This window comes from Microbacterium oxydans, assembly GCF_000956525.1.
GTDB lineage: Bacteria > Actinomycetota > Actinomycetes > Actinomycetales > Microbacteriaceae > Microbacterium > Microbacterium oxydans_A.
In genome coordinates this window covers 602658-615555 of record NZ_JYIW01000026.1, presented here as the reverse complement: position 1 = coordinate 615555, position 12898 = coordinate 602658, and the positions used below count along the sequence as shown (strand labels likewise).

General features: G+C 67.5%; 17 protein-coding genes. 14 read left to right on the top strand and 3 right to left on the bottom strand.

Annotated elements, in window-relative coordinates; genetic code table 11:
• Positions 1–12 precede the first annotated feature (12 nt).
• Positions 13–984 carry a sugar-binding transcriptional regulator gene (locus RS83_RS15600; RefSeq protein ID WP_045280387.1) on the top strand — a complete coding sequence of 324 codons (972 nt, stop codon included), beginning with the start codon at positions 13–15 and terminating at the stop codon, positions 982–984.
• A 52-nt stretch (positions 985–1036) separates the two neighbouring features.
• Here the strand turns inward: RS83_RS15600 and RS83_RS15595 are convergent, their stop codons facing one another.
• Positions 1037–2188: a glutamate--cysteine ligase gene (locus RS83_RS15595; protein ID WP_045280899.1), complete on the bottom strand. Its 1152-nt coding sequence runs from the start codon at positions 2186–2188 to the stop codon at positions 1037–1039.
• 206 nt (positions 2189–2394) lie between these two features.
• Between RS83_RS15595 and rpsP the strand changes: the two genes are divergently transcribed.
• The 4 genes from rpsP to trmD are packed head-to-tail and all read left to right on the top strand — an operon-like array spanning position 2395 to position 4386.
• On the top strand, positions 2395–2826 hold the full coding sequence (rpsP, locus tag RS83_RS15590; protein WP_045280386.1) for a 30S ribosomal protein S16: 432 nt from the start codon (positions 2395–2397) through the stop codon (positions 2824–2826).
• Between the two features lie 6 nt (positions 2827–2832).
• Positions 2833–3063 (top strand): RNA-binding protein, encoded by a 231-nt coding sequence (locus RS83_RS15585; RefSeq protein ID WP_045280385.1) that lies wholly within the window; start codon positions 2833–2835, stop codon positions 3061–3063.
• A 2-nt stretch (positions 3064–3065) separates the two neighbouring features.
• Positions 3066–3668 (top strand): ribosome maturation factor RimM, encoded by a 603-nt coding sequence (gene rimM / locus RS83_RS15580; RefSeq protein WP_045280384.1) that lies wholly within the window; start codon positions 3066–3068, stop codon positions 3666–3668.
• Positions 3669–3687: 19 nt separating this feature from the next.
• Entirely contained in the window at positions 3688–4386 is a 699-nt protein-coding gene (gene trmD / locus RS83_RS15575; protein ID WP_045280898.1) for a tRNA (guanosine(37)-N1)-methyltransferase TrmD, read from the top strand.
• A 30-nt stretch (positions 4387–4416) separates the two neighbouring features.
• Here trmD and RS83_RS15570 read toward each other — a convergent pair whose 3' ends face one another.
• Complete coding sequence (locus RS83_RS15570) at positions 4417–5010, bottom strand: histidine phosphatase family protein (RefSeq protein ID WP_045280383.1); 594 nt, start codon at positions 5008–5010, stop codon at positions 4417–4419.
• 62 nt (positions 5011–5072) lie between these two features.
• Between RS83_RS15570 and RS83_RS15565 the strand changes: the two genes are divergently transcribed.
• Entirely contained in the window at positions 5073–5810 is a 738-nt protein-coding gene (locus RS83_RS15565; RefSeq protein ID WP_052679145.1) for a class I SAM-dependent methyltransferase, read from the top strand.
• A gap of 35 nt (positions 5811–5845) precedes the next feature.
• Here RS83_RS15565 and map read toward each other — a convergent pair whose 3' ends face one another.
• On the bottom strand, positions 5846–6628 hold the full coding sequence (gene map / locus RS83_RS15560) for a type I methionyl aminopeptidase (protein ID WP_045280382.1): 783 nt from the start codon (positions 6626–6628) through the stop codon (positions 5846–5848).
• A 16-nt stretch (positions 6629–6644) separates the two neighbouring features.
• Here map and RS83_RS15555 point away from each other — a divergent pair, with 16 nt between their 5' ends.
• The 8 genes from RS83_RS15555 to dprA all read left to right on the top strand — a co-directional run bounded on the left by RS83_RS15555 (position 6645) and on the right by dprA (position 12833).
• Positions 6645–7226, top strand: coding sequence for an MFS transporter permease (locus RS83_RS15555; RefSeq protein ID WP_230113536.1), 582 nt, complete (start codon positions 6645–6647; stop codon positions 7224–7226).
• 171 nt (positions 7227–7397) lie between these two features.
• Complete coding sequence (gene rplS / locus RS83_RS15550) at positions 7398–7745, top strand: 50S ribosomal protein L19 (protein WP_045280380.1); 348 nt, start codon at positions 7398–7400, stop codon at positions 7743–7745.
• 118 nt (positions 7746–7863) lie between these two features.
• Positions 7864–8592 (top strand): signal peptidase I, encoded by a 729-nt coding sequence (gene lepB / locus RS83_RS15545; protein WP_045280379.1) that lies wholly within the window; start codon positions 7864–7866, stop codon positions 8590–8592.
• Complete coding sequence (locus RS83_RS15540) at positions 8589–9248, top strand: ribonuclease HII (RefSeq protein WP_045280378.1); 660 nt, start codon at positions 8589–8591, stop codon at positions 9246–9248. The genes lepB and RS83_RS15540 overlap by 4 nt, the downstream gene beginning before the upstream one ends.
• A gap of 40 nt (positions 9249–9288) precedes the next feature.
• Positions 9289–9615, top strand: coding sequence for a DUF2469 family protein (locus RS83_RS15535; protein WP_045280377.1), 327 nt, complete (start codon positions 9289–9291; stop codon positions 9613–9615).
• Between the two features lie 130 nt (positions 9616–9745).
• Positions 9746–10108 (top strand): YraN family protein, encoded by a 363-nt coding sequence (locus tag RS83_RS15530; protein ID WP_045280376.1) that lies wholly within the window; start codon positions 9746–9748, stop codon positions 10106–10108.
• Positions 10105–11634, top strand: coding sequence for a YifB family Mg chelatase-like AAA ATPase (locus RS83_RS15525; RefSeq protein WP_045280375.1), 1530 nt, complete (start codon positions 10105–10107; stop codon positions 11632–11634). The genes RS83_RS15530 and RS83_RS15525 overlap by 4 nt, the downstream gene beginning before the upstream one ends.
• A complete protein-coding gene (dprA, locus tag RS83_RS15520) occupies positions 11631–12833 on the top strand; it encodes a DNA-processing protein DprA (protein ID WP_082071734.1) in 1203 nt (400 codons plus the stop codon). Before RS83_RS15525 ends, dprA begins: the two co-directional genes overlap by 4 nt.
• Positions 12834–12898 lie beyond the last annotated feature (65 nt).

Below are 12898 nucleotides of genomic sequence, written 5' to 3'. Positions count from 1 at the left end.
GAGGAGGTCATCATGACCGGAGTGAGCGCGCAATTCCGTGACGACAAGCTGATCGCGGCGCTCACCGCTGCGCAGCTCTACTACATGCAGGACAAGACCATGGAGGTCATCGCCCAGGAGCTCGGCACCTCTCGCTCATCGGTCTCGCGGCTTCTGAGCTACGCGCGCGAGAGCGGGCTGGTCGACATCCGCATCAATTCGCCTCTCGAGCGGCTCGGTATCCTCGAGCAGCGCATCAGAGATCGTCATCGCGTCGCGGCGCACGTCGTGCCGATGTCCGAGATCGTCAGCGAAGTCGAACGGCTCGAACGCGTCGCACTGACCGCCGGCCGGCTGCTGTCGCAGTTCGTCGACTCGAACATGATCGTCGGGGTCGCCTGGGGATCGACGATCAGTGCGGTGAGCCGTGGACTCACGCAGAAGGAGACGCACAACACGACGTTCGTGCAGCTCAACGGCGCCGGCAACACGCAGACCAGTGGCGTGGAGTACTCGAGCGACATCCTGCAGCGGTTCGGCAGCGCGTTCGGCGCACAGGTGCAGCAGTTCCCGGTGCCGGCGTTCTTCGACGACCCGGCGACTCGTGAAGCGATGTGGCGGGAGCGCAGCACCCGACGCGTGCTCGATCTGCAGTCGAAGATGGACATCGCCGTCTTCAGCCTCGGCTCACCGGCCGCGGAGGTGCCGAGCCGCGTCTACGTCGGCGGGTATCTGGGGCGAGATGACTACCGGAGTCTCCGGGAGGACCACGCGATCGGCGACGTGGCGACGGTGTTCTTCCGGGCGGACGGCTCGTGGCGGGACATCCGGGTGAACGCGAGAGCCACCGGGCCGGGACTGGACCGGCTTCGCCGTGTGCCGCGGCGGGTGTGCGTCGTGTCCGGCATTCCGAAGCTCGTCAGCCTGCGAGCCGCGATCGCAGCCGATCTCGTCACCGATGTCGTGCTCGACGAGGGGCTTGCGCGGCAGCTGCTCGAGGACTGAGCGCCGCTCGAGGGGGACGACACGCGTTCGAACTCGACGTCAGGGCTCGTCGTCAGGGCTCGTCGGTCGACGCGACAGGACCGGAACGGAACTCGCGGATCAGATGGTGCACGACGGCACGGAGGTCGCCACCGGTGGCATCCGCCACCGCCAGCTGACGCGCATAGCTCGCTCCCTCTGTGAGCGTGGTGTGGATGCTGCCGAGTTCCCTGGCGCATCCGAGCTCCACCGCGATCGGCGCCAGATCATCGATCGTCTGCGCGAGGTGCTCACGCACCCCGCGCTGAGAACCGCTGTCGTCGACGATCACGCGCGCATCCAGGCCGTAGCGCGCGGCACGCCACTTGTTCTCGCGGTGGAACCAGGCAGGCATCTGCGGCAGGGTGCGTCCCGCGTCGAGCTCGCGCGAGAAGTGCTCCACCAGCACCTGTACGAGTGCGGCGATGGCCGCGAGCTCGGGGAGCGTCGAGACGCCGTCGCAGGCGCGGATCTCGATGGTGCCCCAGCGCGGAGCCGGTCGGATGTCCCAGCGGACCTCGGAGGCATCGGCCATCACGCCGGTGGTCACCATGTCGGCGAGGTAGCTCTCGAACTGCGTCCAGTCCTGCAGGGGCCAGGGGAGCCCGGCGGTCGGCAGTTGCTGGAAGACCAGCGCGCGGTTCGAGGCGTAGCCCGTCTTCTCTCCGGCCCAGAAGGGACTCGAGGCGGCGATCGCCTGCAGATGGGGGAGGTAGCCGGTCAGGGCGTTGATGATCGGGAAGACCTTGGTCGCGTCCTCGACGCCGACGTGCACGTGGATGCCCCAGATCATCATGTTGCGGCCCCACCACTGGGTCCGCTCGATGAGGGTGTGGTAGCGGGTCTTGTCGGTGACCTGCTGCTCGTACCACTGCGCGAACGGATGGCTTCCGGCCGAGAGCAGTTCGATGCCGGCCGGATCCGTCGCCGCACGCACCGCGGAGATCGCCTGCGCGATGTCGTCGACCGCGTGCGCCACGGAGTCGCCGATGCCGCTGGTCACCTCGATGGTGTTCGTGAGCAACTCGCCGGTCACGGTGTGCCGTTCGCTCTCGCTCTCGGCCTCGAGGGCGTCGAGCAGTTCCGGCGCGCGACCGACCAGGTCGCCACTCACGGGATCGGCGAGCATGATCTCCCACTCGAGGCCGACGGTCGAGCGGGCAGACGGAGCGAAGTCGAGCGTCACGAGCACAGTCTGACACGCAGCTCGGATCGCGCGGCAACCGCCGTGTCGCCACGTTTCGCGCCTGGCCCTCGGATCTGGCAGAATAGAAGGTCGGACGACCTGCTCGACCCTCTATCCAGCAGTTGTCCTCCCTTTGAGCTTCCGCCGGGTGTGCACCCCACGCTCCAGGCGACCAGTTCCTTCCTTCCACACAATTCAGGAGAATCGTGGCTGTAAAGATTCGTCTCAAGCGCCTGGGCAAGATCCGCGCGCCGTACTACCGCATCGTCGTCGCCGACTCGAAGACCAAGCGCGATGGCCGCGTCATCGAGGAGATCGGCAAGTACCACCCGACCGAGGAGCCCTCGTTCATCGAGGTCGACTCCGAGCGGGCGCAGTACTGGCTCTCCGTCGGCGCGCAGCCGACCGAGCAGGTCGCAGCGATCCTCAAGATCACGGGCGACTGGGGCAAGTTCAAGGGCGACGCCGACGCGAAGTCCACGCTCAAGGTCAAGGAGCCCAAGGCTCCCTTCGAGATCGACGGCTCCAAGAAGTCCGTCGTGAAGCCCAAGGTCGAGAAGAAGGTGGAGGCCCCCGCTGAGGAGGCTCCCGCCGCTGACGCGGAGGCCGCTGAGGCTCCCGCCGCCGACTCGGAGTAATCCGTCGTGCTCGCCGCCGCGCTCGAACACATCGTCAAGGGGATCGTCGATCACCCTGAAGATGTCAGCATCAACGAATCCACATCGCCGCGAGGCGACCTCCTCGAGGTGCGTGTGCACCCCGATGATCGTGGACGTGTGATCGGGCGCGGCGGCCGCACCGCGAAAGCGCTGCGGACGCTCGTCACGGCCCTCGCCGATGGGCGTCGCGTCCGCGTCGACGTCGCGGACGACTGACCGTGGTGCAGCAGGACAGCACCAACGGCAAGAACCAGCTGCGTGTCGGACGCCTCGTCAAGGCTCACGGCCTGAAGGGCGCGCTCAAGCTGGAGCTCTACACCGACAACCCGGAGCGGCGATTCCACCCCGGGGCCGAGTTCACGTTGCAGGTGCCTGAGGCATCTCCGTGGCATGGCAAGGACGTCACCGTACGTGAATACCGGGTGATGAACGGCAATCCCGTCGTCTTCTTCGACGATGTCGACGATCGCGAAGCCGCCGAGAGCCTTGTCCGGGCGATCCTCTGGATCGATCAGGACGATGACGAAGTCGAGGACAACGCCTGGTTCGACCACCAGCTGGTCGGCCTCGATGTGGTCCGTGACGGCACCGTCGTCGGTCGAGTGGTCCGCGTGGATCACTTCCCGGCCCAGGATCTGCTGATCGTGAAGTCCGGCGATCGCGAAGTCATGGTCCCGTTCGTGGAGGCTATCGTCCCCAAGGTCGACGTCGCCCTCGGGCAGGTCATCGTGACCCCGCCGCCCGGACTCTTCGAGGAGCTCCCGGACGCGACGGACGACGAGGATGCGGCACCCTCCGACGCTGCTGCTGCATCCGAGTGACCGCCGGTACGGTTCCCTCGTGCGTATCGATGTCCTCTCCATCTTCCCGTCGTACTTCGACGGTCTGACGCTCTCCCTGCTGGGCAAGGCGCAGCACACGGGTCTCATCGATCTGCGTGTGCGCGACCTCCGCGAGTGGACGACGGACCGTCATCGCACCGTCGACGACACGCCCTATGGTGGCGGCGCCGGTATGGTCATGAAGCCCGAGCCGTGGGGCCTCGCACTCGATGAGATCAGCGCGGACTCCCGCCCGACGATCATCTTCCCGTCTCCTGCCGGTGAGGTCTTCACGCAGGCGACGGCTCGTGACCTGTCCACGCGTGAGCATCTCGTGTTCGGCTGCGGGCGGTACGAGGGCATCGACGAGCGCGTGTTCGACTATGCGTCGACGCTCGGCGAGGTTCGACTCATCAGCCTCGGCGACTACGTGCTCAACGGTGGTGAGGTGGCCACGATGGCGATGATCGAGGCCATCGGTCGTCTGATCCCCGGGGTCGTCGGCAACCCGGAGAGCCTCGTCGAGGAATCGCACGAGGACGGCCTGCTGGAGTACCCGTCGTACACCAAGCCCTCGGTCTGGCGCGATCATGCGGTGCCGGATGTTCTGCTCAGCGGCAACCACGCCGTGATCGCCGCCTGGCGGCACGAGCAGCAGATCGAGCGCACGCGTCGCCGTCGCCCCGACCTCCTCCCGCCGGAGAACGAGTCGGTCTAGCAGCAAGACCGATGGACGACCGGCGTCGCCTCAACGCATCGTCTCGATGCCGTGGTCGATCTCGAAGACCACCTGGTGCGGATGCCGGAGCGCCAGCGCACCAGGAGCATCCAGTCCGCGGAGTTCCGCGCGCAGCATCCGACCGATCATCTCGTGACTGACGAGCAACGGCAGGCCCGCTGATGCCCATCCGCAGCTCGAGAGCGCTTTCCGTGCGCGCGCTCGCGCCTGCGCATAGCTCTCGCCGCCCGGAAACGCCCAGCCATAGCGGTTCGATGCCCGTTCCTCGCGGATGCCCGGGTACGCCGCATCGATCTCGTCCCAGGTCATTCCGGCGAGCTCGCCATGATGCACCTCAGCCAGTTCCGGCACCTCGACGAGGTCAGCGCCGAGCCGTTCGGCGATGATCACCGCGGTCCGCAGCGCCCTGCCCAGCGGGCTCGAACACACGGTGCGGATGCCGAGTCCTGCGAGGCGATCGGCCATCGAAGTCGCCTGCGCGATGCCGTCCGCGGTCAACGCTGAGTCCAGCTGTCCTTGCAACCGGTGCTCGAGATTCCAGACCGTCTGTCCATGACGCACCAGGAACACGCGTTCCGGTACGTGACGATCCTGCGGAATCATGTGCTCAGGATGGCACAACCGAGGTCCTCGAGCCCGGTTTCGTGCGCTGGTACGGTCGAGGCATGGTGGATGACGCGCTCGCACGCTCCTTCGAGTCGATCGGCGCGGACTACGACCGCTATCGCCCGGGCTTCCCCGATCGTGCCGCGGAGATCATTCTGCCGACAGCGGTCGACGCAGTGCTCGACCTCGGGGCAGGGACAGGAAAGTTCACGGAGTTGCTGACCGAACGGGCTGCACGCGTCGTGGCGGTCGAACCGTCGGAGGCGATGCTCGATGTGCTCCGTCGGAAGCTGCCGACGGCGGAGGCGATGCTCGGATCAGCGGAACGCATCCCGGTGGCGGACGGCTCGATCGACGCCGTGACCGTCGCGCAGGCGTTCCACTGGTTCGATCGTGATCCCGCGTGCCGCGAGATCGCACGGGTCCTCGCCCCTGGCGGCGCACTCGGCTTGCTCTGGAACCACTCGGATCCGTCGTGCGCGTGGGACCGGGCGTGTCATCGCATCGCGCACCCTGCCGTCGGCGATGCGGACGCCACCACATCGAGTGCGGCCGATGAGCTTCCTGGCTTCGAATTCGTGGGTCAGGAGACGGTGCGGTGGCGGGAGCGGATCGCCAGGATGACGTACGTCCGCCGTTGGGGCACGGTCAGCAGCTTCCTCGTCGCGGACGAGGAGCGTCGGGCTGAGATGCTCCAGGCCGTGGAGACCGTGCTCGATGCGTCCGACGAGACCCGGGGGCGCGCCGAATTCGATGTGCCGCAGGTCACTGACGTCTTCGTGTATCGACGCCTCTGAAGCCGTCGAGGCACCGGACCCCGGAGGGCCGCGGCTCAGTCCACGCCGAGGAACGACCGATCCGTCAGGACGATCGGTCCATCGGCCGTGATGGCGACCGTGTGCTCGGAGTGCGCGCCACGGGAGCCGTCGACGCTGCGGAGGGTCCAACCGTCCGGATCGGTGATGAGCTCGTCGGTCGTCGCGAGGAACCACGGCTCGAGCGCGAGGACGAGGCCGTCCCGCAACGGGAAGCCGCGGCCCGCGCGGCCGTCGTTCGCGACGTGCGGGTCCCCGTGCATGGTGCGCCCGACGCCGTGGCCGCCGAAATCGGTGTTGATGGAGTAGCCCTCTGCGTGCGCGATCTCGGCGATCGCGGCGGAGATGTCGCCGATCCTGTTCCCGACCACGGCCGCGGCGATCGCGGCGTCGAGCGCGCGCTCTGTGGTGTCGATGATGCGCAGATCCTCGTCACGGGGAGTGCCGACGACGAACGAGACGGCGGAGTCGGCGACCCACCCGTCGACGGAGACCGCGAAGTCCAGTGAGACGAGGTCCCCGTCGCGCAGCGTGTAGTCGTGGGGGAGTCCGTGCAGCACTGCATCGTTGACCGAGGTGCAGATGACCTTGCCGAACGGACTGGCTCCGAAGGAGGGGTGGTAGTCGATGTAGCAGGACTCGGCGCCGGCCTTGCGGATCAGGTCGTGCGCGTGACGATCGATCGACAGCAGGTTCGTGCCCACCTTCGTCTCGGCGCGAAGCGTCGCCAGGGTCTCGGCAACGAAGCGTCCGGCCGCGCGCATCTCTTCGATCTCGGCGGGGGTGCGCAATTCGATCATCGGGTGTCCTCTCGTCGTGACCATTCTCCCCGATGTGCGGGGCCTCGGCCGCCGAGCGCTCACAGCGAACACCGGGGCGCTCCACAGCCCCGCGTCGTACGATTTCACCATGTGGCTGCGACAGGCGTTCTTCCGCTGGCTTCTCCCGGCGGCGTTCCTGCTGCCGCTCTGGCTCCTGGTCGGCTGGGGCGTGTTCCAAGGCGGTTGGGCGATCCTCTGGGTGCTGTTCATCGCGATCCCCTCGGTACTCGTCGGACAGCTCCTGCTCACGCTGCTCACCCGTTCACGACCGTCCGTGCGTGCCGAACGCGCGGTCTCGTGGTGGGATGTCGCCGGCTTCACGGTCTGGCATGGTCTCACGATCGCCGTCGGATGCTTCATCGACGGCGCTTTCGGATGGCTCTTGACCGCCGCCATCGTCGCGGGGCTCGCTCTGTTCTGGCTGCAGCTGTGGCAGCTGTGGAACGAGGCGAAGGGAAGCGGTGCGCGTCTGCGCGAGACCATCACCTGGCAGACGATCCCCACGGCCGAGGAACAGGCGCCGCCGACCCGAGCACACGAGATCATCGTCGTGCGAGAGGCCGATACCAGGGACTGAGCCACGGCGTTTTGTCCGGCGGTCCCATCCGTGGCAGAATAGATCTTTGTGCCGTGACCGGCTCTGCCACAGGGGAGCCCGCGGACGCATCAGCGCCGTACGGCACACACACTTTCTTGTTCCTTCCATCATCATGCATGCGACCTGTGGCGAGTGCAGAGAGAGACGATCATGCAGATCCTCGACGCCGTTGACGCGGCTTCCCTCCGGTCGGACATCCCCGACTTCTTCCCCGGCGACACCGTCAAGGTGCACGTCAACATCACCGAGGGCACCCGCTCTCGTATCCAGGTCTTCCAGGGCATCGTCATCGGCCGCCAGGGCGACAGCGTGCGCGAGACCTTCACGGTCCGCAAGATCAGCTTCCAGGTCGGCGTCGAGCGTACCTTCCCGGTGCACTCCCCGGTGATCGACCACATCGAGGTCGTCACCCGCGGTGACGTGCGTCGCGCGAAGCTCTACTACCTCCGCCAGCTCCGTGGCAAGAAGGCGAAGATCAAGGAGAAGCGCGACCGCTGAGTCGCAGCTTTTCCACAGCACCCCGGGACACGATGTCCCGGGGTGCTGTGTTTCCCCCTGGGTGTGCGAACCTTGGTACTGCCGCCGGCACGCGGTGCATGATTCTCGAAGGAACCTGATGACGACTGACACTCCGGCGGCCACCACGCGCAGGCGCCGCCGCGGATTGCTCGTCTTCCTCCGCGATGTGCTGGTGATCGTGCTGATCGCTGCGGTCGTCTCCTTCGTCGTGAAGACCTTCGTCGTCCGCTCGTTCTACATCCCCTCCGCTTCGATGGAGCGCACGCTGCTCGTCAACGACCGCATCCTGGTCGATGAGCTCACCCCGCGGTGGACCGGCTACGAGCGGGGTGACGTCGTCGTGTTCAAGGATCCCGGCGGATGGCTGGATGCGATGCCGCAGACCCCGGCGGGTCCGCCGCTGGTGGAAGCACTCGACTGGGTGCTGAACTTCGTCGGCATCTCGGCATCCGATTCCCAGGACCACCTCGTGAAGCGGGTCATCGGACTGCCTGGCGATCACGTGATCTGCTGCAACGCGCTCGGGCAGATCACCATCAATGGAGCCCCGATCGACGAACTCAGCTATCTGAACCTGCCGGACGGCGACACCCAGGCATCGAACGAACCCTTCGACGTCGTCGTCCCGGAGGGGTCGGTCTGGCTGCTCGGCGACAACCGCGACCGTTCCCGCGACGCGCGCGCGCATCAGGATCTCCCGAGCGGTGGATTCGTGCCGCTGGGCAACATCGTCGGCAAGGCGTTCCTCACGACCTGGCCGTTCGACCGGATGGGGACCATCGACGGTCACCACCAGACGTTCAACGGCGTCCCGGACCCCGAATGACCGTCGTCGCACCGAAGCTCACCCTGGAGCGCCGGCTGCTGGGGGAGTGCGAGCTGATCATCTCGCTCGACGAGGTCGGTCGCGGAGCGCTGGCAGGGCCGGTCGCGGTCGGCGCTGCCGTGATGGATGCCGCGGGGGCTCGGCGTCGTGTGCCGGAAGGCCTGCGCGACTCGAAGCTCGTGACGGAGAAGCGCCGACCGGACGTCGCGGCGCGCGCCGCCGCGTGGGTGCAGGCATCGGCTGTCGGTTGGGCGACCGCAGCCGAGGTCGATGCCGTCGGGATCATGCGCGCGCTGGGTCTGGCGGCATCGCGCGCCGTGCTCGCCGTCGCCGCGCAGGGCGTGTCGACGGAGGGAGCGCTGGTGCTGCTCGATGGCAACCACGACTATGTCTCCGCCGTGCATCCCGATCCGCTTCGCGTTCGCCCGGTGATCAAGGCAGACCGTGACTGCGCCTCGGTGTCGGCGGCATCTGTGATCGCCAAGGTCGCACGCGACACGCACATGGCCGAGCTGCACCTCGATCACCCCGCGTACCAGTGGGATCGGAACAAGGGCTATGCCAGTTCGCAGCATCAGGACGCGATCCGCGAGCGCGGTCTCTCTCCGTTCCACCGTGCTTCCTGGGTCATCGCATCGGCGCCTACGCTCTTCTGAGTGCTGCACTGGGTCGTCGCGACTCTAGGATGGAGACATCATGGATGAGGAAGCCTTCGACGACTACGACCGCGAACTCGAGCTGGCGCTGTTCCGGGAGTACCGGGATGTCGTGTCGCAGTTCCAGTACGTCGTCGAGACCGAACGCCGCTTCTACCTCGCGAACGAGGTCAACGTTGTCCGCCGCGACACGGAGCATGACTTCTACTTCGAGATCTCGATGAGCGACGTCTGGGTGTGGGACATCTACCGCGCCGATCGCTTCGTGAAGGCCGTGCGGGTGCTGACGTTCAAGGACGTGAACGTCGAGGAGCTGCAGCGCCGCGAGTTCGAGATCCCGCAGGAGCTCTCGCTCGACGGAGAGTGATTCTCTCCCGGCTGCGGTCTGACCGGATCTCGTTCTGCACAGGCGCGTGTCTTTTCGGGTTCTGAGCGCACGTCGGTCGTTTCGATGACCGCCGCCGTCTCGTGAGGGCGACTGTGGCGAAGCTGTCGATATGGCAGCGAAAGACATCCTCGGTCGTGCGGGCGAAGAACGTGCAGCACGGTACCTGACAGCACATGGCTACACCGTGATCGATCGCAACTGGCGCTGCGCGCAGGGCGAGATCGACATCGTCGCGATCCGCGGTGAGCTCCTCTCGATCGTGGAGGTCAAGACTCGTCGGTCGTCTGCGTTCGGGCACCCGTTCGAAGCGATCGACCAGCGGAAGCGCCGACGGCTGTGGCAGCTCGCCCATGCCTGGTGCGACGCGCATCGCGAGCAGGTCGGCGGACGCACGGTGCGCCTCGAGGCGATCGGCATCACCGGATCGAACCCCGCGTCGGCCGAGATCGAGCACCTCGAGGACATCGCGTGACCACGGCCCGCACCTGGGCGGTGGCCCTGACCGGCGTCGACGGACACCTCGTCGAAGTCGAGGCGGACCTCTCGAATCAGACTCCCGAGTTCCGGATCATCGGCCTGCCGGACAAGTCGCTCGGCGAGGCCGTGCAGCGCGTGCACAACGCCTGCAAGAACGCCGGGCTGGATCTGCCACGTCGACGTCTGACGGTGAACCTGTCCCCGGCGAGCCTGCCGAAGCACGGCTCGGGCTTCGACCTCAGTATCGCGGTGTCGACCTTGGCCGCCGGCGGTTCGATCAGTCCGCGATCGATCGCCCAGACCGTGCATATCGGAGAGCTCGGGCTCGATGGCAGGGTGCGTCCCGTACCGGGTGTGCTGCCCGCGGTCTTCGCGGCCGCGCGTGCCGGATTCCAACGTGTCGTCGTCCCCAAGGCGAACGAGGCGGAAGCGCGGCTGGTGCCGGGTGTCGAGGTGAAGGCGGCCGGTTCGTTGGCTGAGGTCGCGGTGTGGCACGGCGCTGACGTGGAGGTGCCGGACGTCGAGCCGGTGGGAGCCACTGCGGTCGAGCACGCGGGTGAGGAGCTGCTCGATCTCGAGGATGTGGTCGGTCAGGATGAAGCAGTCGAGGCGCTCATCACGGCTGCGGCGGGTGGCCACCACCTGCTGCTGAGCGGTCCGCCCGGGGCGGGGAAGACGATGCTCGCGCGCCGACTTCCCGGGATCCTTCCTCGACTGTCGGAGGATGAAGCGCTCGAGGTCGCCTCGATCCGATCATTGAGTGGGGGAGCCCCTGTGCGCCTGGACACCGGTCCGCCGCTGGAGGCGCCGCATCACAGTGCATCGGTCGCGGCGCTCGTCGGTGGTGGATCGCGGACGGCACGTCCCGGTGCGATCGCCCGGGCACACCGGGGCGTATTGTTCCTCGACGAAGCTGCGGAGTTCTCGCGCGTCGCGCTCGATGCGCTGCGGCAACCGTTGGAGTCCGGTGCGATCGAGATCAACCGTGCCGGTTTCACCGCCCGGTTCCCCGCGCGATTCCAGCTCGTGCTCGCGATGAACCCGTGTCCGTGCGGGAATCATGGCGTACGGGGTGCCGAGTGCATGTGCCCGCCGATGGCGATCCGTCGCTACGCGACCCGCTTGTCCGGGCCATTGCGTGACCGGGTGGACATCGACCTCCAGGTCGCACGGGTGGCCGCACGGACGGCCACCGCCGGGAACTCGGCTCGCACTTCGAGCGCTGATGCGGCGACTCGGGTGCTGGCAGCGCGCGGGAGGGCCGCCGAACGCTGGAAAGGGACGCCGTGGCGCCGGAACGCGGAGATACCCGGCACATGGATGCGTCAGGGATCGCTCCGGCTCAGCATCGCTGACCGCGCGCCCCTGGATCGCGCGCTCGAACGGGGGCTCCTCACGCTCCGCGGGTATGACAGAGTCCTTCGCTTGGCGTGGACGATGGCTGATCTCGCAGAGCGCGAGCGTCCAGGACTCGACGAGGTCGGTCGTGCCTTGCACCTGCGCCGGGGGTGGACACCGTGATCGACGAACTGCTGCACGATTCGGGTGTCATCGCCGCTGCATCGAGCGTCCGCGCCGACGGCTCTGAGCTGGACGACGCGATCGCCAGGGCTGCGTGGAGTGTGATCGCTGAACCGGGTGACGGCGTCGCCGGATCGGTCATCAGCCAATTCGGAGCGGTGGAGGCGCTGCGTTTCGCGCTCGATGACCGCTGGCACGGCGGATCGGTCGGCGGAGAGTCGTTCCCGCGCGCAGAACGGGCCCTCAAGGAGGCCAGAGAGCGGTGGCGTCCTCGTGCATCGACCCAGACCGTCCGCGATGCGCTCGAGGGTGCGCGAGACGTGGGGGCGTCGCTGCTGCTGCCGGGCGACGCGAGCTGGCCGACGTCGCTCGACGATCTCGGCGCGAATGCGCCGAGCGCCCTCTGGGTGCGCGGCGACATACGACTCCTCGCGCCCGGGCCGCACCTCTCGGTCGTCGGCGCGCGCGCATCGAGCAGCTACGGCGAGCTGATCGCCGCCGAGATCAGCGGCGACCTGGCGGATTCCGGCACGGTGATCGTGTCAGGAGGCGCGTACGGCATCGACGGTGCGGCCCATCGTGCGGCTCTGGGCGTCGACGGTTCGACGGTGGCCTTCCTCGCGGGTGGGGTGGATCGGGCGTATCCCGCAGGGCACGCTTCAATGTTCCGCCGCATCGCCGAGCAGGGGGCGGTCGTGAGTGAGCTGCCCTGTGGCGCGGCACCCACGAAGTGGCGGTTCCTGTCACGCAATCGGCTGATCGCTGCTCTCGGAGACGCCACAGTCGTGGTCGAGGCCGGGTGGCGCAGCGGATCGCTCAACACCGCAGGACATGCCTCGGCGCTCGGTCGTCCGCTCGGTGCGGTGCCGGGGCCGGTGACCTCGGCCGCTTCGGCGGGCTGTCACCGGTTGCTCCGCGAGTACGACGCCGTGTGCGTGACCTCTTCCGCCGACGTCCGCGAGCTGTGTGGGCTGGGAAAAGGCAACGGTCCGACCGAGGCGAGCGACGACCCTCGACGGACCAGACTCCTCGACGCGTTGGGTGCTCGCGTCGCCGTGACATCAGCCGAACTCTCTCGGCGATCCGGTCTTGCTGCCGACACCATCAGGTCGATGCTCGGTCTCCTCGAACTGGAGGGCATCGTCGAGCGAGCGGGTGAGGGATGGCGGCGCGTCGGCAGGGGGCGCTCGAAGGGCTGAGGCGGGTGGGCACGGGCGCCGCCTGTCGAGAGCCCCGCGTCGATCCCGGCGCGGGGCTCGTCCAC

Excerpts from the sequence above, each read along its gene's own strand:
- RS83_RS15600 (WP_045280387.1), top strand. The coding sequence starts at position 13 with ATGACCGGAGTGAGCGCGCAATTCCGTGACGACAAGCTGATCGCGGCG.
- RS83_RS15570 (WP_045280383.1), bottom strand. The coding sequence starts at position 5,010 with ATGATTCCGCAGGATCGTCACGTACCGGAACGCGTGTTCCTGGTGCGT.
- RS83_RS15565 (WP_052679145.1), top strand. The coding sequence starts at position 5,073 with ATGGTGGATGACGCGCTCGCACGCTCCTTCGAGTCGATCGGCGCGGAC.
- map (WP_045280382.1), bottom strand. The coding sequence starts at position 6,628 with ATGATCGAATTGCGCACCCCCGCCGAGATCGAAGAGATGCGCGCGGCC.
- rplS (WP_045280380.1), top strand. The coding sequence starts at position 7,398 with ATGCAGATCCTCGACGCCGTTGACGCGGCTTCCCTCCGGTCGGACATC.
- lepB (WP_045280379.1), top strand. The coding sequence starts at position 7,864 with ATGACGACTGACACTCCGGCGGCCACCACGCGCAGGCGCCGCCGCGGA.
- RS83_RS15540 (WP_045280378.1), top strand. The coding sequence starts at position 8,589 with ATGACCGTCGTCGCACCGAAGCTCACCCTGGAGCGCCGGCTGCTGGGG.
- RS83_RS15535 (WP_045280377.1), top strand. The coding sequence starts at position 9,289 with ATGGATGAGGAAGCCTTCGACGACTACGACCGCGAACTCGAGCTGGCG.
- RS83_RS15530 (WP_045280376.1), top strand. The coding sequence starts at position 9,746 with ATGGCAGCGAAAGACATCCTCGGTCGTGCGGGCGAAGAACGTGCAGCA.